Here is a 20,410-nt window from a genome sequence, read left to right as displayed (position 1 = left end):
TTAATCAAAACCCCCTAGAATCGCGCCGACGCAGACCCCACCGCCGAGTGCGCGAATGTCATTCGATATCCAGCAATTGTTGCGCCCGGCCGCGCCGCCAAGCCGGGGAACGGAATTGCCAAGGCCAAGGGACGCCGGCTTCGCGCAGGCGTTTGCCGACCTTCTGGTCGGCAAGGACCTGGTCGATGCCGCCGCCGTCGGCCGGGCCCGGCGGGCCGCCGAAGCGGCTTCCGAGCGTTTCGATCTCGTGCTGGTCAAACTCGGTCTGATCTCCGAGGCCGACCTCTGTCTGGCCTACGCGACCTATTGCGGTCTTCCTCTGATCGAACCGGCGGAAATCCCGTCCCGTCCCGTCCTGCCGGACCGCTTGCAGTTCTCTTTCCTCAAGACCAATCGGATCCTGCCGATCTCGTTCGACGGCCGGCGCCTGTTGATCGCCACCGCCGATCCCTTTGTCGATGAGTCCGTAAAGGCCATCAGCTACATGCTCGACGTGCGCGTCGATCTCGCCGTGATTGCTCCGGCGGAAATCGAGCGCGCCTTGCGGACGCTGTATCAGGACGCGGCGTCCGAGACGCCGCCTGAGGAAACCGACGACATCGCGATATCAGGCAACGACGGCAGCGAATTCGACGTCGAGCGCCTGCGCGATATCGCCAACGAAGCGCCGGTCATCCGTCTGGTGAACCAGATCATTGCAAGGGCCGTCGAGCGTGGCGCGTCCGACGTGCACATCGAACCCGGACGCGACGCCGTCGCCGTTCGATTCCGCGTCGACGGATTTTTGCAGCAGGAGCGCCTCGTGCCCGCGACGCTGCGGGCAGCACTGACGACGCGCGTGAAGATCATGGCCAAGCTTGACATCGCCGAGCGGCGATTGCCGCAGGACGGCCGCATCAAGACCGTGGTTCGCGGCGTCGAGATCGACATCCGTGTCTCGACCTTGCCGACGGTGTTCGGCGAAAGCGTCGTGATGAGAATCCTCGACCGGACCCGGGTGGAGCTCGACTTCACCAAGCTCGGGCTCGACGGCAGGACGCAAGAATGTCTCCAGCGCCTGATGGCGCTTCCGAACGGCATCATTCTGGTCACCGGCCCGACCGGAAGCGGCAAGACGACGACGCTCTACACTGCGTTGAAGGATCTCAATCGACCCGAACTGAAGCTGTTCACCGTGGAAGATCCGATCGAGTATCAGCTCTCGGGGATCAATCAGATCCAGGTCCAGCCCCAGATTGGTCTCGACTTCCCGACGGCGCTTCGCTCAATCCTGCGCCAGGACCCTGATATCGTCATGATCGGCGAAATCCGCGATCTCGAAACCGCGCGCATCGCCATCCAGGCGTCGCTGACGGGCCATCTGGTGTTCTCGACCTTGCACACCAACAGTGCGATTGCCGCGATTACGCGCCTGATCGACATCGGACTGGAACGCTACCTTCTCGCCTCGACGATTGCGGGCGTGATGGCTCAGCGTCTGGTCAGAAAGCTTTGCCCGGTCTGCTCGCGGCCGCACAGCGACGGCGAGCGCGCGCATGGCAAACTCAAGATGGCGATAGCAGGCAATCCGCGAATAGATTGGTCGCACAGCCGTGAGCCGGTTGGCTGCGAGGCGTGCGGCAATACCGGTTATAGCGGCCGCACCACGATATCGGAACTGCTGGTGGTCGACGACGCGATCCGCGAAACGATCGGAAGAAGGAGCCAGGACCAGCGCGCGATCGAGCAGATCGCGCGTGAAGCAGGCTTTCACACGCTCTACGAGGATGGCCTGCTGAAGGTCGGGGCCGGCGAGACTTCGCTCGAAGAAGTCCTTCGCGTTACCCGCGCGTCGTAAAGGGAGCACGGCCTGTGGCAACTTTTCACTACAAGGCTTATACGGCGCGAGGCGCGGTCACGGCGGGGACGATCGTTGCCGAAGGCCTCGATGCGGCCATCGACGCGCTCTACGGCTCGGGGCTGACGCCGTTCGAAACCTACGGCGTGACTGACCGGACGGCGGAACGCTCGGGCCAGCCATCCGCTCCGGCGCGTGAAGCCGAGACGTCGGTCTGGAAACGGGAGCTCGTTCAATCGAACCGCTTCAGCCTGAAGGAACTGACGGCCTTTACGGTCGAACTGGCTTCGCTGACCAATTCCGGGCTGACACTCGATACCGCGTTCCGGATCATCGCAGGGCCGGGCGCCGCGCCGAAAACCGCGCGTCTCGCCAACGGGCTTCTCAAGGACGTTCTGGCCGGATTGCAGCTTTCGGAGGCGATGGCGCAACGGCCCGACGTGTTTCCATCGGACTACCGGGCCATTTTGGCTGCCGGCGAAGCCGGAGGGGTTACCGGGCAGGTCCTCAAGCAGATCGCCGAATTGCTGGCGCGCCGGCTCGAGATTCGCAACAAGATTGCCTCCGCGCTCGTCTATCCCATGATCCTGATCCTGATGTCACTGGTGTCGGTCGTGGTCATTGTGTTCGTGCTGATACCCAGCATCTCGCCGATCTTCGTCGATGCCGGCCTTCCGCTTCCCGGCATCCTGCATTTCTTCGAGGAGGTTCAGGACAACTGGCTGATCGTCCTGCTGGCAGTCGCTCTTTGTGGTGCAGCGGGTTTCGTGTTGTGGGGCAAGGCGAAGCAAAATCCGGAAGTTATGCTTGGCGCCGATCGTTTGAAATGCTCGCTGCCGGTGATTGGCGGACTCCTTCGAAACCGCGAGGCCGGCGGCTTTGCGCGGGCGCTCGGCACGCTGCTGGTCGCAAGGGTGCCGTTGATGTCGGCGATGCAGACCGCGCGTGCGCTCGTCACCAACCGGCATCTGAATGCGCTCTATGACGGCGCCATCAAGCGTGTTCCGGAAGGCACGCCGCTGCACCGCGCGTTCGAAGGGGATGGCTTGTTACCGCCGGCATCGCTTCGCCTCGTCGCCGTCGGAGAGGAATCCGGCCAACTCGGCCCCATGCTCATTCAGGTGGCAAGCGTGATCGAGGCCGACCTGCAGCGGCGCATCGAGCGCATGGTCGGCCTGCTGACGCCGGCTTTGACCCTGGTCATCGGCGGAAGCATCGGCGGGCTCATCATGCATGTGATGAGCGCCGTGCTGTCGATCAACAATCTCGCGTTCCAATGAAGCGCGCTCCACGATCATCAGCCGGGTTCACGCTGGCCGAATTGCTGGTGGTCATCGGGATCATCGGGCTTGTCCTTGCCGGCACGCTGTCCGCTAAACCAAAAGCCGTGGCCACCCGTGTCGCCGTCACGGCCCGCTCCGTCACGGCGACGCTTCAACTGGCCCGCGCGCAGGCGATGTCGAGCAATACCGAAACGCTGTTCCGGATCGACGTGGAGAAAGCCCGGTTCGGCCTGCCGAATTCCATGCACAATCTGCCGCGTGGAATGATTGCCGCGGTGGTGGTTGCCGAGACGGAACGCTTCGGCGATCTCGGCGGCATCAGATTCTATCCGGACGGCCAGTCTTCCGGCGGCGAGATCGCGCTGACGCTGGATGGGCGATCGGCCCGCATCGCCGTCAACTGGCTGACCGGCGAACCGCGGTTGATCCAATGATGGGCACGCGATCCAGGCGAGTATTTATCAAGCGCCGCAGCGAGCGCGGATTTGCGCTGCTCGAAATCCTCGTTGCCTTCGTCATCCTGGCATTGGGGCTCGGCGCAATATCGACCGGCGTGGTGGTGGCGATGCGTTCCGATGCGCGCACGCAGGTCAATCGCACCGCACTGCGCGTTGCGCAGTCCCGTCTCGAAGCCGCAGGGATTTCCGAGGCGCTTGCGCCGGGCTACCGGGAAGGTTTGGTTGCGAACAAATTCCGGTGGCGGCAGACCGTCACGGAACTTCGTCCCGCCGGCGATACGCGACCGGCGCAAGGCGCGCGGCCTGCACCCGCAAATGGCGCCTTGCAGTCGTTCTGGGTTGAAATAGCCGTCGAGGCGCCGGACGGCACCGCCATCAAGCTCGCGGCGTTGAAGCTTGCGACCGAGGCGAAGCCATGACGCGCGCGGTCCGTAGCCGGCTGATCGCCCGCGTTGCTGCGCGCCGGCGGGGCGAGCAGGGGCTGACGCTGATCGAACTGCTGCTGTCGCTCGCCATCCTGGCGATCCTGACGGGCTTTCTGGCCGGCGGATTGTCGATGGCACGGCAGGCTTTCGGCGCCGATCGCGCCAGCGAGATCGGGAGTGAGACCAGTGCCGCGATCCAGACCGTCGCTGCGCTGGTGGGGTCGGCGCTCCCGGTCCGGTTTGACGGGGCAGGTCCAAAAGACGCCATCGGGTTCGACGGTCGCGGCGAGGCGATCTCCTTCGTGGGGTTGAGCGAGGGACGGTCGCTGCGAGGCGGGCCGCAGAAGGTCGTCTTGCGACGAAGCGGCGGCGATATCGTTGCGGACTTCGTAGCGCTTAACGGGGCGGCGCACTCGAAGGAGAACCCCGAGCCAGCCGCAACCCGGGTCGTGGTGCTTAGCGGCGTGCGCGAAATCCGGATTGGTTATTTCGGCACCGTCGATGCCAAGGTCAAACCGGCTTGGCGTGCCGATTGGGTTCGCGCCGAGCGGCTGCCGGATCTGGTCTCGATCCGGATCGAATTTAAGGACGAGCGGCGCAACGAGCCCGCCACCATCGTGGCGCTGCGCCAAGGCTAGATGGTCTTAAAGGCGAAGCCGCCTGAACAAAGACCTCGATTTCACGATCGCTTTTCATGGCGCGGAGAATAAAACAGAACGCTAACCAGCTCAGCTCTCATGTAATGACCCCAGCGCTCCCCCGCAGCACCGACGCAGGTGCGTGTTTGTGCACTTTTGTACACTAGTCACCTCGGCAGGCACCGCCGCCCTTCCGGAGGCCTGGAGCGCCATTCGACGGCAAGCTTTATTCTTGCTTGTGTGCACTTTAGTACCGACGAAGTTTGTGGGTACCCGATATCGCCTTTCTTTTCGCTGCATGACGTCGCGCAGACAATGCGGGACGTCGGCAGGTGATTTGCGAAGGGGATCGTCGGGTGCCGAGCAGGAGTCGTTCGTTTAACAGTTTGCTGCGATGCATCAGTGACAGCGACTTCGGTCTGCTCGCGCCTTACCTGGACAAAGTCGACCTCCCAGAGGGACTGGTGCTCTGCGGCCCAGGCGACCAGGTTGAGATGATCCACTTTCCGTGCGGCCCCAGCCTGGTTTCGTTCGTGGTCGTAATGGAAGACGGTCGCGAGATCGACGCGGTCCAGATCGGAAGTGACGGAGCCGTTGGAGGCATCGTCAGCCGCGCAAGACTCCCGGCATACACTCGCATCGTCGTGAGGTTGGCCGGCCCATTTATCCGATTGCCGATCGCCAAGCTCGAAACAGCCAAGCGGAAATCGTCTACGCTGATGGATGCGTTTGCGCGTTATGCCGACTGCCTGTTCGCGCAGACGGTTCAGTCGGTCGCTTGCAACGCCGCGCATTCGATAGAAGAGCGCGCCGCCAAATGGATCGTCGCGATCATGGAGCGAACCGGCCATGATCTCGTTCCCCTTACGCACGACCAGCTCGCAAATATGCTGGGCGTGGGGCGTAGCTATGCCAGCAGGGTGATCGAAACGTTCAAAGCCGAAGGCATTCTTGAGACCGGGCGCGGATCATTCCTGGTTAGCGACGCCGCTGCGCTGCGCCAGAAATCTTGCCTCTGCGATGCGACAGTCGGGCAGCATTTTGAGGAGTTGCTGGGCAGAGTCTATCTGGCGCCACGCGCGTCGAGCAATCGATCGTAAGCATTGCGCTCCGTGGGCTCGACATCATCTGCGTTACGTTCACTATTGGACAGACGTGGCTGCCTTTTCCCGCTTGTATCGACACGCCGGATGCGTACCCCACTACGCTATCTGGCTATTTGAAATGGAAATACTTTGGATGGCCCCGGCGTAACGGCTCGCGCCGGGGCCGTTTTACGACCGGCTACACTCGCCGAGTTTACAGTGGCTTGGGTAAAGTCGATGCAAGACATGAAGGCCAGCGCTGAGAAGCTACGCGCCGAAGCCGACTATGCGGAGCAGATCGCCAGAAGCGCGACGGCTGTGCAGAAGCGCGAGCTTTACCAGCGCCTCGCCATCCATTTTAGGCAGCTCGCCGGCGAGATCGAGAAGCTGATGGCGGACAGGACGGAGTAAGGCTGGCCTTTTCTAGAAAGCTGAAGTGGGATGGGCGCGCGCGACCGCATCATCGACGCGCTAGGATGACACCGACAAGGAATGCAATTGCCAGTGACTGGATGGGCGCCTCGCGCGTAGCCGCGCTCAACCTGTCGAGCAAGCCCGGACGAGGCGCGACTTCGTCGGCGAGGTTTTGGGACATGCTGCGGATGGCATCCACAGCGTGGTCGATCCTTTGCTCGGCGTCCGCGGTTGACGAGGGAGTGTCATCATTTGTCATGAACGCTTGAACGTGCCAACGTTGAGCAGGTTCCTACGACAAAGACCACGTAGTGCCAGTTCCGCGGCGATCCGCCGCGCCCACGCTAAGCGGGCAATATCCGGGTTTGCGGAGCCCCTTCGCCTTTGGACAAGCCGCCATTTCAGCGAACAATGCCTTTCGCCCTCGCGATCATTCGTACCGACGCCTCGACGATCTGCTCGGCGCGGCAGGGCTTGCTCACGATGGGAATCGCCCGAAAAGCTTCCGGCAGTCCGTCGCTGTTGTGGCCGGTGACGAATGCGAAGGGCACGTTCCTGCGCGACAAAGCGGCGACGATCGCGTCCACCGGGCGACCGTAGAGATTGGCGTCGAGCAGTACACCGTCGAAGCGCAAGCGTTCGATCAGGTCGCACGCCTCCTCGACCGTCGTAACCGGTCCCTCGACGACGGCTTCGGCCTCTTCGAGGGCCGCGACGATGTCGAGCCCGATCAGCGGCTCGTCCTCGACGACCAGGAAGCGGCGCCCCGCGAGGATGCGGGCGTCGACCTTGCCGTCGGCCTTCGGGGCCGTCGCTTTGGAGGGCTCCGTTCCGGGTTCGCCGACAACGCCGGCGCCGAGCGGAAGGACGATTCGCCACGTTATCCCTTCCGGCTCGGAAGTCATGTGCGCCTCACCGCCCTGACCCTTCACGCTCTGGGCAATCAACGTCGTGCCGAAGCCCCTCGACGAAGACGGTTCGACGCGCGGTCCGCCGCGCTCAGTCCAACGTATGCGAAGCGCGTCGCCGATCGTCCACGCTACCGATACTTCGCCGGTCGGCACGGACAGCGCCCCATACTTCGTGGCATTCGTTCCCAGTTCGTGCAGGACGAGAGCCATGTGCAGCGCCGACTGCGCATCCAGCCGCACGACGGGACCGACCGCCGTCAACCGGCCCGCGTCCGCAGACCCCAGAAGTATCTGATCGCCGATCATCTCGCGGAGATCGGCGGGCTGCCAGCTTTTATCACTCAGCATGGTGTGGGCACGCGCCAGCGCCTGCACGCGGCCGCCGAAGCTCTTGGCGAACACCTTCGGGTCGTTCGATTTCGCGAGCGTCCGCTGCGCCATGGCCTGGACCACGGCAAGCGTGTTCTTCACGCGGTGGTTTAGTTCGTTGAGCAGGAGTTTCTGGGTCTCGGCGATGCGTTTGCGCTCGACCAGATCGGCTGCCGACCGCGCCAGGATATCTAGCATGCGGAGCGCGCGCTCTGGAGGCCGATGCGGATTGGCCCAATGCGTCGAAATCATCCCAACCAGCTTGCCGCTGCGGGCGATCAGCGGGGTGCTTTGTCCGGCTTGGATGCCATTCTCGAGCAGCGCCTCCCGGTCGGGCTTGCCGGCCATGAACGCACAGGTCGCCACTTCCTCGGCGATGGCGCGGCGGCCGGTCCGCAGGACCTCGCCGCACGTGCAGCCGGAGTCGGCACGGACCCATTCCCAGAACTTGATGCCCGCGGGAGGCAACCCTCGCGACGCCAGCATCTGCAGTTCGCCGGCGAGACCGCGCTCCGGGTGGAAAACCTGCACGGTGCATACTTCGGATTGCATGATCGCGGCCGCTGCTTCCACCAGCTTTTGGTAGAGCTTGTTTTCGTCATCCTCGTCCAGAAGTTCGAAGCTGAGTTGGCGCAGCAGTTCGCTATCCGCAAGCTCGGATTCCAGTTGGCTGCGTGCTTCCCGAAGCGCTTGCTCGTCTGTCCTTCGCTGCTCGGCATCCCGATGTCGCGCGATGATCATCGCGGCGGTCTGGACGACGATTTCCACGCGCTCCAGATCCTGTGACGTCGCCTCTCGCGGGCCAGGCCAGTAGACCGCGAAGGTCCCGACGAAGCGGCCGTTGGCGGTGTGAAGCGGAAAACTCCAGCAACCGCGATAACCAAATTCGTCGGCCAGCCATACCCACTTCTCCCAGCGGGAATCGCGCCTCACGTCCGGTGTCAGGACGGCTTTGCCCAGATGGGTAGCCAGGCCGCAGGCCAAGGATTCGGGACCGATCTCAAAGCCGTCCACCGCCTTCGCGTAGTCGTCCGACATGCCGACGATATGGTGCAGCGTCTTGCCTTCGTCGTCCGCCAGATAGAACGCCGCCCGCACGCCTGGGCCGAACCGGTCGGTGACCGCGTCCGCGAGGATGCCTAGCGACGTGGTCAGCGGAGCGTCGCTCAGGGCCGCTTCGAAAGCTTCACGTTGTCCCGACAGCCACCGTTCGCGTTCGCGCAGATCTTCCGGCGTCCGCTCGGCTCCAGCGTCATGTACCAGGGAAAGGAAGGGTTGGCCGGTCTGGGTTTCCGCTAACACGTGGATATCCTTCGCGGTCTGGGCGGGCCACCCGACTGTCGTAGATCGAGGCCGTAAGGGAAAGGATGAAACGGGTATTGAGGTGGCCTCACCTCGGCGTTTGCAGACCGGGGGACGTGAGCCACTCGCTGATGCGAGAACCTGTCTCCGCATGGCGCGCGCGCCGGATTAGCCGTTCTCGCTCGACACCTGGCGGAGTTCCTCGTGCCTCTATCCGCAAGCGCTTTGCTTCATCGGCAAGACGTTCTTCGAGTGATTGTGTTTGCTTGAAGGGGCGTCGCTGCTGCACGGCGCTGCTCCTGTTCGAGTGGGCGGGAGCGCAACCGGGCGTTCTCATCACCGATGGAGCCAAGAGCCGGGCGGTGACGGCGGTATAATGCGCTTCTAGCCTCGGCGGTTCTGCTCACTTGTGCACACAACGCAAATTAAACGAATCCCTGTCAGCCGCGGGACCGAAGCCCCGCACCCTTTGTTGTGTCACTGCCGGTTGCGCTTTCTCCTCAATCGGCGCCGGCGCATGGGCGAGTCTGTCGTGCGGTCCAGCCTGCGCGAAAGAGGCCGCCAATTGAGGCGGCCTAATTAATTGAGCGGCTTGCGGAGCTTCTTGATAATCTCCCGCTGATCGCTGGCGTATTCCTCAGCAACTTGCTGGGCCTGGGCGATGCGCGACGGCTGGTCTTGGTGTTCGTCCTCGGGCGCCGACTTGCGTGCGCAACCTAGCGATGTCATCCTCGGACCTCCTTTCAGGATAGCCCACACCATCTCTGCTGTTTCAATGCTCACTGGGGCGTGCGCAGACCGGGCGAGGAAAGCCACTCATTGACGTGGGAAGCGGTCTCGGCTTGCCGGGCTCGTCGCAAAAGCAGTTCCTGGGCATGGCTGCCAGGCGGCAGTTTTTCCGCAGCCTCTTTAAATCGGACGGCTTCTTCCGTTAGGCGTTCTTGGAAGGTCTTCTCGTGTTTGAAACGGCGGCGTTGCTGCGACATCGCGCTGCTCCATTCCGTCAGAGAAAGGCGAGAGCGCTAGGTCTCTCAGTCACCGATAGACGCCAAAGACCGTGCGGTGATGGACTAAGTGTGCGATCCCCCGACGGGAAAAGCTGTTCAAAATTGATCACCCCGGAGGTGAACTCCCAACGGCGCTGAGATCGGAAACAGGCCAGCACCGAGCCCGGGATACTGCGGCATTGTGCAATGCCTCCACGCGCGGTTGTCTTCGCGCGGCGCGACAACCTGATCGTCACGGTCGCCGACCTTGAGAAACGCCTCTACACTATCACTCAGCCAATCTCCGAGGCGGCCTGATAGGGTTGGCTTTGGATAGGCCTGCGGTGACTTAGAACTGCTCGCACATGCGTTTTGATGGGTGCGGCAATCAACACGAGAGCCTCAGAGCTGAGGACCTCAGCGCGTCCTTGGACGGCTTCTAGAGCTAGAGCAGATGAGATCAGGTTGAGCCGTGACGACGGACCATTTCGTGTCCCGGATGCAAGCGGCGTGAGTGCTGCGGGCCGGGGCCCATTCTACTTTGCATGGGGTTGTTTTGGCGATTTTGGGTCTGGGCCCTGAGGCGTGCCGCCCAGGTTTCGAATAATCGCGTCTAAACAAGACGGTAAGCGAATGATCGAACCCAGTTGAAGCACGGACTGAGGGCCGCCGAGCACCTCACGCAGCCGGTGAACGGCCGCTCGTTACTCTTCGTAAAGAATTAGTAAATAGGCTTCGCTCATTCGAATCGAATACCTCGATCCGAGAAGTGACGATCCATGCCTGTTGCCGATCTGCCAGCCCGCGCCGGTGGCCTCCACGTCCTCACGGCGTGGGGCAAGGGCTTTGCGCAATGGTGGCTGTCGGGCCTGCGCGAGGCCGTTCCTGCGCGCTGGCGCGAATGGGCTGAGGGCGAGGTGAGGCCGCAGGTCACGCTTTGGCGGGATGGCGACAGCGTCACATGCCGCCTGGTGTCTGCCACGGGTCCAGCGGAAATCCGGATTCCATTGCCGCTTTTCAACGCGGCCGCGCTCGATCAGTGGCTCACCGAGCAGGGCGTGACGCGGGATGCGACGACCGTGGCGCCGGTGATTTCGCGAGAGCTTTTCTTTCTGCGTGAGTTGAGCGTGCCCAAGGCGGCCTTTGGCGCCCTGCCCAAGATCCTTGAGCAGGACATATTGCGGCGAACGCCATTCCAGCTTTCGGATATCTGGCATGCCGCAACCGCAATGGGCCAGGAATCGGCCGGCGTCGTGCCGATGTGTCACTGGATTATCAGGCGTGATCGCGCCGAGGCGGCTTTGTCGGAGCTCGCTCTGGCGTCGCGGGATGTCGACTGTTTGGCGGTAGCAGACGCCGGCGGCGAGGCCGTACCCGTCATCACGTTCCGCGCCGTCAGTGACGAGGATCCGGTGTGGGCGCTACGGGCGGTTCGGCTGCTGGCAGTCGCCGCGCTCGGCGCTGCCCTGCTTGGCCTGGTCGTCTTCGAATGGCGCCAGGCCAGCGTTGCCGCCGCGCTGGAGACGGCCGTTGTCGAGGCGCGGCTATCAGCTCAAAGCGGCCGCGACGGCCTCGATCCCGCGGCGCGCTTGTTTGCGATGAAGGCCGGGACCGGCATTCTTGCGGTGTGGGATGAGCTGTCGCGTATTCTGCCCGAACATACTTTTCTGACCGAAACCCGCATCGCCGACGGCACGGTGACGCTGTCAGGGTTTTCGGCGGATGCCGCCCGTCTGGTTCGCATCATCGATCAGTCTCCGCTGTTTTCGGGCGCGACCCTGACGTCTGCGATTACGCCGGATGCGAACGAGCGCAAGGATCGCTTCAGCATCGTGCTCAAGCTGCGTGGCGCCCGTGCGGCGACCGCAAGATCCCGGGCCGCGCCATGATTCAGAATCTGAAATTGGCGCGCGGGACGCCGTTCCTGGCCTTCAATGCTGCCGCCATGCTCTTTGTCGTCGTCTTCCTCTTCGCACCGATCATGGCGCACTTCGCCGGCAGGGGCGAAGAGATTTCGGACAATGCGGCGCAGCTTGCGCATTTCCAGAACGTGACCCGCACGGCAAAGAAATCGGCCGGCAGTGTCGGGCGGTCAGGCGATCCCTTCCTTCCCGGCAGCGAAGAGCGCGTCGCCAGCGCCGACCTGCAGGCGAGCTTGAAGTCGATGGCGGCAAATGCCGGCGTCAGTCTGCTCGCTATCCGCGGGTTGCAGGGCGGGCGTTCCCAGCCGTTGCACATGATTGCCGTCAGTGTAGAGCTCGAAGGGCCGCTGAAGGCCATCAGGGACATGATCTTCACGATCGAGAACCAGACGCCGCTATTGTTCGTCCCTTCGGCCTCGTTCCGCAGCCTGGCGGACGGGGAGGACGGTCCGATCAGGGCGGAGCTCAGGATTCACGGAGCTATCCGCAACGGTTCGCAGCCTTCTGGAAGGGAGGCGGCCGTAGGTGGCGGGCAAGTCGGCCCTGGATCGGCCTCGGCGGAGCGGATGCCATGACGTCGCTGGCGCAAATGGTCCAGCTTCGGCTCTCGGGCATGACCGGCTCACCGCGGCAATTCGCGGCGTCCAGGATCGCCGCCATGCTCGGGCGGACCGACCTGCCCAGCCGAAGCGAATTGATGGCGCTGCGGCCTGCGACACGCGTGCTCATCCTGGGTTTTGCGGCCTGGATCGCACTGGTCGGCGTGATGACACTAAGCGCGGTGATTTCGCTCGAGCTTTCGACGGTCACGGCCCCGACCTGGTTTGGCAGAAGTGGGCCGGTCGCCAAGGCCTCCGAAGCGCGCGCCGCCGCAGGCTTTGAGAATATCGTGCAGCGCCCGCTGTTCTCGCGAAACCGGCAGGGTTTTGTTGCGGCCGAACCCGTTTCCGCGCCACCCCCGCCGATGGCGACCTTGGACGCGGGGATCACCCTCAAAGGGGTGTTCATGAGCGATGGGGTGGCGAAGGCGTTCCTGGTCACGACGCAAAGTCCGCTGGGCGTTTGGGTTCAGGTCAATGGGCAAATCGACGGCTGGCGCGTCGCCGCGGTGACCCCCGAGCACGTCGTGCTGGAGGGGCAGAGCGAGAAGCTGCAGGTGCCCCTGCATGCGAGCGGGAGATGATGCGCGCGCTCCGCAAGACCGGTGACCGTACCAGCCGTTTTTTTGGCGAAGCGCTGGCATTGCGCTCGCCTGGGCGGCCATACGTCGCCATAGCGTGGGGCCTGATAGCCGGTGCGGTCTGGTTCGCCATCGGCCTTGCAGGCGATCCCGGCTGGGCACTGCCCGCCATCGCAGGCTGCTACCTCGTCGTTCTGTTGGCCTCCGTTTGCGCCATTGACGGCCGCTACGGGATCATTCCGGACAGCATGGTGCTGGCGTTGGCCGCCGGCGGAGCGCTACAGGCCTATTTGTGGGGCCCGGCGGACTTCTGGTGGCGCGGATTTGAGGCTGCCCTGGTCTTTGCCGCCGCGTCGCTGTTCCGCGCCGGCTATCGCTGGCTGCGGGGTTTTGACGGTCTGGGTTTCGGCGACGTCAAGTTCGTCGCGGCGGGCACCCTTTGGATCGGCGCGGAAGGAATTCCCGGCCTGCTGTTGATCGCCGTGGTCTCCGCCCTGGTCAGTTTGCTGATCCTGCGAGCGCAAGGACATGACCTGCACGGCAAGCAGGCGATCTCGTTTGGGCCGCATCTTGCCGTTGGCCTGTGGCTGACATGGGTCGCAAGCTCGCTGCAATGAATGGACTGCTTAAAATTGGCTTCGTTCTGCCAAAATAACACAGCGTCTATGGTATTAAAATACCTTTGGTCCAGTTCAAAGGGCCGGTGTTTGCAGCACTACGCCTGTCGCTACAGTTTTTCGTCAACCAGCTGAATATCTTACCAAGGAATCGCCGCCCCACTGAGCCCTCGGAGAGGCCTATTATCGGGTTGGCCGTGGCTACTATGGGGCGCACCGGAGGTTTGGGCACTGCGCCTACTTTTCGGCGGCTGCCTGGACGGTAATCAAAAAGCTCAGACTGGGTATCTTGGTATCGCCCGTTTCGAATTCGACTTGAACCGAGTCTTTGCCTACGAAATCTTTGCTCGGGGTGTAGAATAGCGCAATGGCCGGTATTTTCCGGGCCGGACAAGCGTCGGTCGCCGCAACGTCACCTATCATAATCTGTAGGCCAACAACGCCATGGGACGGCTTCTCGCGAAGTTTTAGCAAGGGGATCGGCCCAGGATTGGTGCCGCAATTGTTGGGCGCATTTAAAAAATTTCCGAGGACTACGGGCTTGTTCTTCTCGGTTGTTACTTCTTTGGGTGCCTGGGCTTTAGCAACAGTTCCAAAAAGTGCGATCGTCGCTACCGTCAGCAGAACAGACGTCGGTCGGTAAATCATTGCCGCTCTCGTGGTTCGGGAACTGCCGGGACTGCATGCGCACATCCGGCTCATTGCCCCTGCTTATAGCTCGATCCCAACCCGCGGTAAGCAAAGTTTGATTGTGAAGGAGCGTTCCTCGGAACCTCAATTCCAAGGGGCAAGTACGGAAACTGATCGAGGTGCCGAAAACCGATAGGCCGGTTAGGGCGCTCTTGAAGGTTCGAGATTACGGTCATCATACTCTGGCCCCATTTTGGGTCGCGACGAGAGTGGCCTCAGTGATCGACCTCGCACCTGGGCCGTTTTACTTCGGTGACGGATAAATCCAGATGGAGCTGCGCAAGTCACGGCGGGTCGTGTTCGAGCGAGGGTACGACGCTCACATGATGGCTATAGACGGGACTTGGCGCCGGGCTTGCAAGATCCAGGATATCTCGGATACCGGAGCAAAACTCGGCGTGGAGGGTTCGATCGACGGTCTTCCGTTGAAAGAATTTTTTCTGTTATTGTCTTCGACCGGATTGGCATTTCGACGCTGTGAACTTGCCTGGGTGAACGGTGACAATCTCGGCGTCTTTTTCAAAAGAGCGGGAGAGAAGAACAGCCAAAGATCTGCTTAGTTTTGTGCACAAGCCCCTTGACGGTCGAGCCCAAACAAAAAGACCGCCCGGTGATTCCTCCTTCCAGCGTCAGTTGAGTCAATCGGAGCGGAGCGAGAGATTGAGGGTTGACTGTGCAGCGGCGGGCATCATCTCGGGCCAGCGCTTGTTCATTCCAACGGCGATTTGCTAGGCCAGTCGATTTTCAATCATGATCGGCTTTAATGATGTTCGGCAACAGTAGCCGTGAAGGTCCGCGTTCCCAATTTCCCACTTGGTCAGATCGGCGTCTGAAAAATTCTCGATCGCTTCGCGCGGTCCTTACCGAGAGCGAAGCGTCGTTGGCCGATAATAAACGCCGGCCGATTTAAAATCGACAACCATCGGATTATTCTTGATGAGGCCACTGCGTGCCACCGCGGCTGCAGCGGCGCGGGGACTTACATTCAAAAATCCGATGACAAGCTGAGAGAATGTCGTGAGCAAAATTGCAGCTCGATTGCCCAGCGTGGCTGTTTGCCTCGTCAAGACCACGTTTCTGAGGGGTCGTTTAAGTTTCGAAACTTTGGCCCAACCTTGGGGTAGGGCGACGCTGCGGGGCGTCGCTGGGCCTCCGCCGAATTGGCGGCCAAGCTCATCAAGCCGTCGTTGGAGCTTGCGCGCCTCTTGCTCCAGTTTTCTATCAAGCAACTGAATGATCTGCTCATCAAGACGCCAAAGATCATCGAGAAGCATTTTGCTAGATCGCTATCTTCATGTCCTACCCGTGAATGCTGATCCGCGACTAGACCAGGTCGAGCGTACGCACCCCTCAATGATTTGCCGAATTCCGCTATAGCTTTGCACCGCAACATATTGAAATGCCAAACATTAGAGCTTTGACATCTGTTGTCGTGGGACCATCGTGCACGCATTCGTGGAATCATGATTGGGGACCGTCATGAAGCTGGGCGAACTTGAGCGAATGTCCGTCGACGATCTGTGGAAGCTGCACCTGGAGGTCGGCGAGGCCTTGGCTGTAAAGTTGGTGGCAGAGAAGGATGTTCCTTGAAGAGCGTTTGGAGCAGCTCGCAGCCAAGCCGACGTTTGAAAGGCGAATAGCCAAGTCGGAGCGCCGGCGTACCCGCCAGTCTTCCCGAAATTTCGCAATCCAGATGATCCGTCGGAAACGTGGGCTGGACGCGGCAAGCAGCCACGGTGGCTTGCGAAACAACTGAGGTTGGGAAAGAATGTTGATGATTTTAGGATTGAAATGGCAGCGGAATAGTTTCGCCGCAGGGCCCACTGTCCAATGAACAAAAAAGGCCGCCCGTAGGCGACCTTTGGCATCGGATGTCCGAAAAACTTAGGCCATGCGCAAGTCAGTCCCGCTCCGCTTCCGACGGTAGGCCACGAATCCGACGCCGAAGAAGCCCAGGATCATCATCGCCCAAGTCGAGGCTTCCGGAACAGCCGTCACCGCAACGTTATCAAGCGCAGGCCCAAAACAGCAATTTTGCCCGGATGTGCTGTTGAAAGACAACACGGTCGTGGTCGAAGTCGCCGTGAAGTCCAGGAAATAGGAAGCCCAATTCATGTTGCTGTGGCTATTCGGCGGCGCATCGAAATTGTAGTTGAAAAGGCTGTTGAACGCGCCTGCAGTAGCCATCAACTGCCTAGAATCAGGATGACTATCCAAGTGATCCGGATTCGCCGAGAGATCGAACGTCAACCGATAGGCTTGACCGATCACGGTGGTTATCGATTGCTGAACCCCACCCAGCGCAAGACCATTCATGTCTACGCTATGAGTACCGTCGCTCGCCTGCCAGTAACCATTGATCCAGTCCACGCTGCCAACCACGGTCCAGCCGGTAATTGAGCTCGACGAACCAGGAATCGTTGCGAAACTGCCCGGGGCAGGATTGTTGGTCCCTAATTCAAAGCTTCCGTTGGTCACGATGGCTGCGCGAGCTGCACCGGAACAAAGACCCGCCGCTAAAACAGCGGCCGCAATAAATGCCTTTTTCATTCGCCACCTCATTAATGCAGTCGGAAGCAGTTCGTTAATATTTAAAATACTATTAATAACTTTGGCTGGAAGTTCTTGCGATGTCAAGTCTGCAGCACTCCTATTCAGAAAAGTATTGCGTTGTCACTTATTGGCTAGCGGGGCTCTACCGGGGTTGGCCATTAAAAGCCGCCCGAGGGCGGCTTCCAAATTTGGGATCAGGTAAGTCGCAATGCCGGCTGACTCCGGCTGTAGGCCATGAAGCCGACGCCAGCGAAACCGAGGACCATCATGGCCCAAGTGGAGGCTTCGAGGACGGCGCGATCGACACGTTGTCCAACAGGGCCGTCTACGCTGGATGTATTCGAACTCGAATCGCGGAATTGATCTCAGGACGGGCGATCCTTTGCAGACCATAATCGCCGGACGGTTCTCGCAAACAAGATACCGGCCGCGCCGCCCGCCATTTTCTCCAGCGCGTCGATCAATGTGCCGTGCCGGTCCGGCGTCATGGTCTGCAAGATCTCCAGCAGCGCCGCGGCGCCGAACACGATGCCGCAGACAAGGATCAGGCGCCGAGGATAGGCGAAGCCGAAGAGGGCGCCGAGGATAGCAAACGCGATGATGTGCTCAAAATGCGCGAAGGTTCGCATCGCCGGGCGCATCAGAAATGGCGAGAGCTTGAAATAGAGGGCATAGACAAAGCCGACATGCGTCAACGTGGCATAGGCGATCGCGATGACCGCGATCCATGCCGCAGCCATGGCAAGCCGGGTAATATGTCTCTTCATGTTGGCGTTTTGCACCGGGCCACAACTTCTTTCGAGCTAATAGAATCCTTAACCTTACCTTGGACGGCAGGTCAGGGGGATTTTGCGAACCTTTCGCGCCAGCGGTGGCAGTAAACTTTCCGATAAGCGAAACCATCGATTGCGGGCCGATCGCTTAGGCGGAGTCCAATGGATTTTCGCTAAGATTGCCGAAAGACAAAATTAACAAATACGGGTGGGTCGGGTGTTTGCGGATCGGCGAAAGAGCGAACGTCGCTCCTGTCAGGGGGCGGCAAAGATTCAATTCGGGGTCGGCACGCTGCCGCGCGATTGCACCATCACGGACATATCTGACGGCGGTGTGCGGGTGATCGCTGAAAACCTCGATGTGCCCGAGGAGTTCACGCTGATCCTTTCAGCGGGCCGCCCGCGCCTGTGCCGGCTGGCATGGCGTATCGGATGCGGATTCGGCGCTCAGTTCATCGACCATCTGGCCACGGCTCCGTCACAACATTCCGCTCCGCGGGGTAGCGCGAGGACACCGGAATATGCGTAAAGCACATTCAGCTCTGTTTGCGCTTTCGCTGGCGCTTGCGATCGTCCCGGACATCGCGTCCGCAGGCGGTGCGTTTGTCGTCGCCCCGGGATTTCGCGGGATTGGCTATCCGGGCGGGTTTGGCTACGTGCGCCTCTACGGTCATCCATTTGACGACGGCTACGACTATCCGTTCGGCTATGGCGAGTATGCCGAGTACGGTCCATGGGCCTACCGCGGCGATGGTGCGTGCTATGCGTGGCGTCGGGTATGGACCGTCAGAGGCTGGCGACAAAGAGCGGTGAGAGTCTGCAACTGAGCGCAAGGTTCGATCCCGCCCGTCTGCGCACGCGCCTAGAAATCAAATGCCCAGGCGAGGCTATGCAGAAGCAGCCACGACCAGCCGATCATAGCTGTGGCGATGGCAAACAGGTAGGTGAACCGGGTAACGCGTGAACGCATGACTCTACTTCGAGGCAAGCCGGTTGACATGGGCCGGCGCCCGTAGCGCCGCCTGGGTCCGGAACACGGCCTGGCGCAGCCTCACCACTTCTGCGTAGCGGTCGCTCAGCGACTTCTCGGCCGGCAATTCCCTGATATCTTTTGGTTTGCTCAAACGCTGGCGCTTCACGAAATGCTCCGCGAGTTCATACATCACTTTGGCCGAATACGGCAACTCAAAAACAACCATAGTTTCCCGCGCGTCGTTCGCAACGCAACTCGCGCGTTAAGCTTGATACCCGCGCAAAACGTTAAATCGGGAACCTCGCTCTGGCGCTTGCGTGATGTGCCGTCGATCCCGGATGCTCGAACCATCGCCGCCGTTTCGCAGAAGGCAGTACGATCGCTGAATGGATGCTGAACGATCAATCCTAATACGCGGCACGTTGCTAAACTGGCTTATCTGGACGATGCCGCCGGTGCTCCGCCGGCATTCTTGTGCCATGGCCAGGTCGAAAGGATGCGCTCCGCGTCGGCTTCGAGAAGCTTTCGCTTCGCGATGACTTCTTCCTTCACAAGCCGGAGGTCTTCGTCCTGATAGAAGAAATCGGAGCAGCGTGAATTGTAGTCATTTGCAAGTGCGTTATAGGCGCGGATGTCTTCGGGCCCCCGGACCCGCTGCTTGACCGCACGCAGCCGTTCTTCCTGAAAATGACAGTAACGAACATGTTCGCGCGGAAAGCGTTGGCCTTTGCCGACCGGGGGAAGCAGTTCCGGCTCCGTCTTCGGCTGAGGCGGATTGGGTCCCGAGGCGACGGAGAATGCCGCTCCAAGGTCGAGAGCCCGGTACGCAACCAGACATCCAAGCATGGCCAGCAGCGCCGCAGCTGCGAGCATGGCTTCCTTGAAATGACGGAAACCGCTGCTTCCTGCGGGCACCGTAAGATCCCGATTGGGGTCGCGGTCACCATGGTCAAGGGGCCGGGCGTCCGACGCCGGCAGCGTCTCGGGCGCAGCCGCAAGCTGCTCGATACCTTTCGAAGCGGCGCGCTGCATATTGTGCAGTATTTCTCTGACTTCGATGAGCCGTGCGGTCGTATCCGGAATTGATCCGAAAGCGTCGAGCGCGCGGTCCAGCACCTGCTGCGCCATAGGGTAGTGGTGCTGGCTGCTCAGAGCGCCAAGCAGGCCAAATATGCGATCAGGAGCGACGTTCATCTCCGGGTCGCAGAAACCCTGATGCGCGTCCAGCAATAACAGGGGTTCGCAGAGCGAGGTCCAGCGATGCAGCGCGTCGGCCAGTCCCTCAATTGAGGACGTATCGTTCGGTCGCTGTTCCATCGATTGGCAGGCATTGTCGACCTGCTGTTCAGCTTTGGCGCGCATCTCCCCAATGGCGCCCCGATAGGCTGCCAGCAGGAGGGAATGCGTTTGGACGAGCGGCGGTTCGTGCGTTGCGAGGATCTGGCGAGTGGATTCCAATAGCGGCAGCGCTTTCAAACGGATCGTAGGCGTCGATCACGGCTACGCAATGGGCATCAAGCAGATCGTTCAAACCATCCCTTACGCTCGCCAAAGAGGGCGGGGGCCAACCAGCCCGATGCCGGAGCGCCTGCAGGACCTGATAGACTTCCATAGCATCGATGGAATTGTGCGCGTCAATCAAGGCAAGGAGCAGTTCGCTCGATGCGCCGCGGCGAGCCACGTAACGCGCAATGAAATTGGCCCTCGAGATCGCTGCAAACTGAACAGACGTTTGCAGTATGGCTTCGTCGGAAGCGTCGGCAGGCAGCTCGGTGAAAAAGAGATCGACGCGATCGGGCGTGCTGCCCAGGGGATAGGAGAGTTCGCCAGGCAGGCGCCGGACCGGGTCCAGCACATCTGCATAGGCTTCCGCCAAGCTCTGTTCCGGCGCGACACGCGTCTCTCGTGCCCGCGCGAGAGCGGCCCGAACTTCCAAGGCTGTTGCGCCAGGATCGATTCCCAGGAGGCGGAATGGCTGAGCTAACGGACCAGAT

Annotated in this window: 23 protein-coding genes and 3 pseudogenes; 16 read left to right on the top strand and 10 right to left on the bottom strand. The window is 61.2% G+C overall.

The annotated features are described in order from the left end of the window. Positions 1–55: 55 nt before the first annotated feature. From KIP88_RS34885 to KIP88_RS34855, 7 genes are all read left to right on the top strand, one after another. Positions 56–1,837: a GspE/PulE family protein gene (locus tag KIP88_RS34885; RefSeq protein ID WP_214492720.1), complete on the top strand. Its 1,782-nt coding sequence runs from the start codon at positions 56–58 to the stop codon at positions 1,835–1,837. A 14-nt stretch (positions 1,838–1,851) separates the two neighbouring features. Beyond that, a complete protein-coding gene (locus KIP88_RS34880) occupies positions 1,852–3,117 on the top strand; it encodes a type II secretion system F family protein (RefSeq protein ID WP_214492719.1) in 1,266 nt (421 codons plus the stop codon). Then, complete coding sequence (locus KIP88_RS34875) at positions 3,114–3,554, top strand: GspH/FimT family pseudopilin (protein ID WP_214492718.1); 441 nt, start codon at positions 3,114–3,116, stop codon at positions 3,552–3,554. Before KIP88_RS34880 ends, KIP88_RS34875 begins: the two co-directional genes overlap by 4 nt. Beyond that, a complete protein-coding gene (locus KIP88_RS34870; RefSeq protein WP_214492717.1) occupies positions 3,554–3,997 on the top strand; it encodes a prepilin-type N-terminal cleavage/methylation domain-containing protein in 444 nt (147 codons plus the stop codon). The genes KIP88_RS34875 and KIP88_RS34870 overlap by 1 nt, the downstream gene beginning before the upstream one ends. Beyond that, a complete protein-coding gene (locus KIP88_RS34865; protein ID WP_214492716.1) occupies positions 3,994–4,641 on the top strand; it encodes a prepilin-type N-terminal cleavage/methylation domain-containing protein in 648 nt (215 codons plus the stop codon). Before KIP88_RS34870 ends, KIP88_RS34865 begins: the two co-directional genes overlap by 4 nt. 356 nt (positions 4,642–4,997) lie before the next feature. After that, positions 4,998–5,741, top strand: a complete 744-nt coding sequence (locus KIP88_RS34860) for a Crp/Fnr family transcriptional regulator (protein WP_308163706.1) — start codon at positions 4,998–5,000, stop codon at positions 5,739–5,741. 231 nt (positions 5,742–5,972) lie between these two features. Beyond that, complete coding sequence (locus tag KIP88_RS34855) at positions 5,973–6,137, top strand: hypothetical protein (RefSeq protein ID WP_214492756.1); 165 nt, start codon at positions 5,973–5,975, stop codon at positions 6,135–6,137. Positions 6,138–6,541: 404 nt separating this feature from the next. Here the strand turns inward: KIP88_RS34855 and KIP88_RS34850 are convergent, their stop codons facing one another. The 3 genes from KIP88_RS34850 to KIP88_RS34840 all read right to left on the bottom strand — a co-directional run bounded on the left by KIP88_RS34850 (position 6,542) and on the right by KIP88_RS34840 (position 9,708). Further along, complete coding sequence (locus KIP88_RS34850) at positions 6,542–8,722, bottom strand: GAF domain-containing protein (RefSeq protein ID WP_214492714.1); 2,181 nt, start codon at positions 8,720–8,722, stop codon at positions 6,542–6,544. Positions 8,723–9,301: 579 nt separating this feature from the next. Further along, a complete protein-coding gene (locus KIP88_RS34845; protein ID WP_214492713.1) occupies positions 9,302–9,451 on the bottom strand; it encodes a hypothetical protein in 150 nt (49 codons plus the stop codon). 50 nt (positions 9,452–9,501) lie between these two features. Then, entirely contained in the window at positions 9,502–9,708 is a 207-nt protein-coding gene (locus KIP88_RS34840) for a hypothetical protein (RefSeq protein ID WP_214492712.1), read from the bottom strand. A 779-nt stretch (positions 9,709–10,487) separates the two neighbouring features. Between KIP88_RS34840 and KIP88_RS34835 the strand changes: the two genes are divergently transcribed. The 4 genes from KIP88_RS34835 to KIP88_RS34820 are packed head-to-tail and all read left to right on the top strand — an operon-like array spanning position 10,488 to position 13,427. After that, entirely contained in the window at positions 10,488–11,597 is a 1,110-nt protein-coding gene (locus KIP88_RS34835) for a PilN domain-containing protein (protein WP_214492711.1), read from the top strand. Continuing rightward, positions 11,594–12,205, top strand: coding sequence for a type II secretion system protein GspM (gene gspM, locus KIP88_RS34830; protein WP_214492710.1), 612 nt, complete (start codon positions 11,594–11,596; stop codon positions 12,203–12,205). The genes KIP88_RS34835 and gspM overlap by 4 nt, the downstream gene beginning before the upstream one ends. Continuing rightward, entirely contained in the window at positions 12,202–12,813 is a 612-nt protein-coding gene (locus tag KIP88_RS34825) for a hypothetical protein (RefSeq protein ID WP_214492709.1), read from the top strand. The genes gspM and KIP88_RS34825 overlap by 4 nt, the downstream gene beginning before the upstream one ends. Then, complete coding sequence (locus tag KIP88_RS34820; protein WP_214492708.1) at positions 12,810–13,427, top strand: A24 family peptidase; 618 nt, start codon at positions 12,810–12,812, stop codon at positions 13,425–13,427. Before KIP88_RS34825 ends, KIP88_RS34820 begins: the two co-directional genes overlap by 4 nt. Positions 13,428–13,664: 237 nt before the next feature. On the opposite strand, the gene KIP88_RS34815 is transcribed toward KIP88_RS34820, so the two are convergent. After that, positions 13,665–14,075: a hypothetical protein gene (locus KIP88_RS34815; RefSeq protein WP_214492707.1), complete on the bottom strand. Its 411-nt coding sequence runs from the start codon at positions 14,073–14,075 to the stop codon at positions 13,665–13,667. A 311-nt stretch (positions 14,076–14,386) separates the two neighbouring features. On the opposite strand from KIP88_RS34815, the gene KIP88_RS34810 reads away from it, so the two are divergent. Continuing rightward, positions 14,387–14,677 (top strand): PilZ domain-containing protein, encoded by a 291-nt coding sequence (locus tag KIP88_RS34810; protein ID WP_214492706.1) that lies wholly within the window; start codon positions 14,387–14,389, stop codon positions 14,675–14,677. Between the two features lie 300 nt (positions 14,678–14,977). On the opposite strand, the gene KIP88_RS34805 is transcribed toward KIP88_RS34810, so the two are convergent. Beyond that, on the bottom strand, positions 14,978–15,391 hold the full coding sequence (locus KIP88_RS34805) for a hypothetical protein (protein ID WP_214492705.1): 414 nt from the start codon (positions 15,389–15,391) through the stop codon (positions 14,978–14,980). A 412-nt stretch (positions 15,392–15,803) separates the two neighbouring features. On the opposite strand from KIP88_RS34805, the pseudogene KIP88_RS46830 reads away from it, so the two are divergent. Further along, positions 15,804–15,923, top strand: a pseudogene (locus KIP88_RS46830) (H-NS family nucleoid-associated regulatory protein); the annotation flags it as partial. Positions 15,924–16,001: 78 nt separating this feature from the next. Here KIP88_RS46830 and KIP88_RS34795 read toward each other — a convergent pair. From KIP88_RS34795 to KIP88_RS34790, 3 genes and pseudogenes are all read right to left on the bottom strand, one after another. Continuing rightward, a complete protein-coding gene (locus tag KIP88_RS34795; RefSeq protein WP_214492704.1) occupies positions 16,002–16,667 on the bottom strand; it encodes a choice-of-anchor C family PEP-CTERM protein in 666 nt (221 codons plus the stop codon). Positions 16,668–16,864: 197 nt separating this feature from the next. Further along, positions 16,865–16,963 (bottom strand): annotated as a pseudogene (locus tag KIP88_RS48590) (choice-of-anchor K domain-containing PEP-CTERM protein); the annotation flags it as partial. 72 nt (positions 16,964–17,035) lie between these two features. After that, on the bottom strand, positions 17,036–17,437 hold the full coding sequence (locus KIP88_RS34790; protein ID WP_214492703.1) for a VanZ family protein: 402 nt from the start codon (positions 17,435–17,437) through the stop codon (positions 17,036–17,038). A gap of 223 nt (positions 17,438–17,660) precedes the next feature. Between KIP88_RS34790 and KIP88_RS34785 the strand changes: the two are divergent. Both KIP88_RS34785 and KIP88_RS34780 read left to right on the top strand, forming a co-directional pair. Continuing rightward, positions 17,661–17,903, top strand: a pseudogene (locus KIP88_RS34785) (PilZ domain-containing protein); the annotation flags it as partial. A 61-nt stretch (positions 17,904–17,964) separates the two neighbouring features. After that, entirely contained in the window at positions 17,965–18,270 is a 306-nt protein-coding gene (locus KIP88_RS34780; RefSeq protein ID WP_214492701.1) for a hypothetical protein, read from the top strand. 147 nt (positions 18,271–18,417) lie between these two features. Here KIP88_RS34780 and KIP88_RS34775 read toward each other — a convergent pair whose 3' ends face one another. Both KIP88_RS34775 and KIP88_RS34770 read right to left on the bottom strand, forming a co-directional pair. Continuing rightward, entirely contained in the window at positions 18,418–18,642 is a 225-nt protein-coding gene (locus KIP88_RS34775) for a hypothetical protein (RefSeq protein ID WP_214492700.1), read from the bottom strand. Between the two features lie 209 nt (positions 18,643–18,851). Further along, positions 18,852–19,892 carry a hypothetical protein gene (locus tag KIP88_RS34770; RefSeq protein ID WP_214492699.1) on the bottom strand — a complete coding sequence of 347 codons (1,041 nt, stop codon included), beginning with the start codon at positions 19,890–19,892 and terminating at the stop codon, positions 18,852–18,854. On the opposite strand from KIP88_RS34770, the gene KIP88_RS34765 reads away from it, so the two are divergent. Beyond that, the gene (locus KIP88_RS34765; protein ID WP_214492698.1) at positions 19,864–20,400 is read left to right on the top strand and encodes a hypothetical protein; all 537 of its coding nucleotides are present in this window, start codon (positions 19,864–19,866) and stop codon (positions 20,398–20,400) included. The two genes, KIP88_RS34770 and KIP88_RS34765, sit on opposite strands and share 29 nt — an antisense overlap. The last annotated feature ends 10 nt before the right edge of the window (positions 20,401–20,410 follow it).

Origin of the sequence: Bradyrhizobium sp. SRL28 (genome assembly GCF_018596315.1) — a bacterium.
Classification (GTDB): domain Bacteria; phylum Pseudomonadota; class Alphaproteobacteria; order Rhizobiales; family Xanthobacteraceae; genus Bradyrhizobium.
This window is presented reverse-complemented; position numbering and strand designations above follow the sequence as displayed.

What these genes read in the sequence shown, in the direction of transcription:
- KIP88_RS34885 (WP_214492720.1), top strand. Translation starts at nt 56, where the DNA reads ATGTCATTCGATATCCAGCAATTGTTGCGCCCGGCCGCGCCGCCAAGC.
- KIP88_RS34875 (WP_214492718.1), top strand. Translation starts at nt 3,114, where the DNA reads ATGAAGCGCGCTCCACGATCATCAGCCGGGTTCACGCTGGCCGAATTG.
- KIP88_RS34870 (WP_214492717.1), top strand. Translation starts at nt 3,554, where the DNA reads ATGGGCACGCGATCCAGGCGAGTATTTATCAAGCGCCGCAGCGAGCGC.
- KIP88_RS34865 (WP_214492716.1), top strand. Translation starts at nt 3,994, where the DNA reads ATGACGCGCGCGGTCCGTAGCCGGCTGATCGCCCGCGTTGCTGCGCGC.
- KIP88_RS34855 (WP_214492756.1), top strand. Translation starts at nt 5,973, where the DNA reads ATGAAGGCCAGCGCTGAGAAGCTACGCGCCGAAGCCGACTATGCGGAG.
- KIP88_RS34845 (WP_214492713.1), bottom strand. Translation starts at nt 9,451, where the DNA reads ATGACATCGCTAGGTTGCGCACGCAAGTCGGCGCCCGAGGACGAACAC.
- KIP88_RS34840 (WP_214492712.1), bottom strand. Translation starts at nt 9,708, where the DNA reads ATGTCGCAGCAACGCCGCCGTTTCAAACACGAGAAGACCTTCCAAGAA.
- KIP88_RS34835 (WP_214492711.1), top strand. Translation starts at nt 10,488, where the DNA reads ATGCCTGTTGCCGATCTGCCAGCCCGCGCCGGTGGCCTCCACGTCCTC.
- gspM (WP_214492710.1), top strand. Translation starts at nt 11,594, where the DNA reads ATGATTCAGAATCTGAAATTGGCGCGCGGGACGCCGTTCCTGGCCTTC.
- KIP88_RS34825 (WP_214492709.1), top strand. Translation starts at nt 12,202, where the DNA reads ATGACGTCGCTGGCGCAAATGGTCCAGCTTCGGCTCTCGGGCATGACC.
- KIP88_RS34820 (WP_214492708.1), top strand. Translation starts at nt 12,810, where the DNA reads ATGATGCGCGCGCTCCGCAAGACCGGTGACCGTACCAGCCGTTTTTTT.
- KIP88_RS34815 (WP_214492707.1), bottom strand. Translation starts at nt 14,075, where the DNA reads ATGATTTACCGACCGACGTCTGTTCTGCTGACGGTAGCGACGATCGCA.
- KIP88_RS34810 (WP_214492706.1), top strand. Translation starts at nt 14,387, where the DNA reads ATGGAGCTGCGCAAGTCACGGCGGGTCGTGTTCGAGCGAGGGTACGAC.
- KIP88_RS34805 (WP_214492705.1), bottom strand. Translation starts at nt 15,391, where the DNA reads ATGCTTCTCGATGATCTTTGGCGTCTTGATGAGCAGATCATTCAGTTG.
- KIP88_RS34795 (WP_214492704.1), bottom strand. Translation starts at nt 16,667, where the DNA reads ATGAAAAAGGCATTTATTGCGGCCGCTGTTTTAGCGGCGGGTCTTTGT.
- KIP88_RS34790 (WP_214492703.1), bottom strand. Translation starts at nt 17,437, where the DNA reads ATGAAGAGACATATTACCCGGCTTGCCATGGCTGCGGCATGGATCGCG.
- KIP88_RS34780 (WP_214492701.1), top strand. Translation starts at nt 17,965, where the DNA reads ATGCGTAAAGCACATTCAGCTCTGTTTGCGCTTTCGCTGGCGCTTGCG.
- KIP88_RS34775 (WP_214492700.1), bottom strand. Translation starts at nt 18,642, where the DNA reads ATGGTTGTTTTTGAGTTGCCGTATTCGGCCAAAGTGATGTATGAACTC.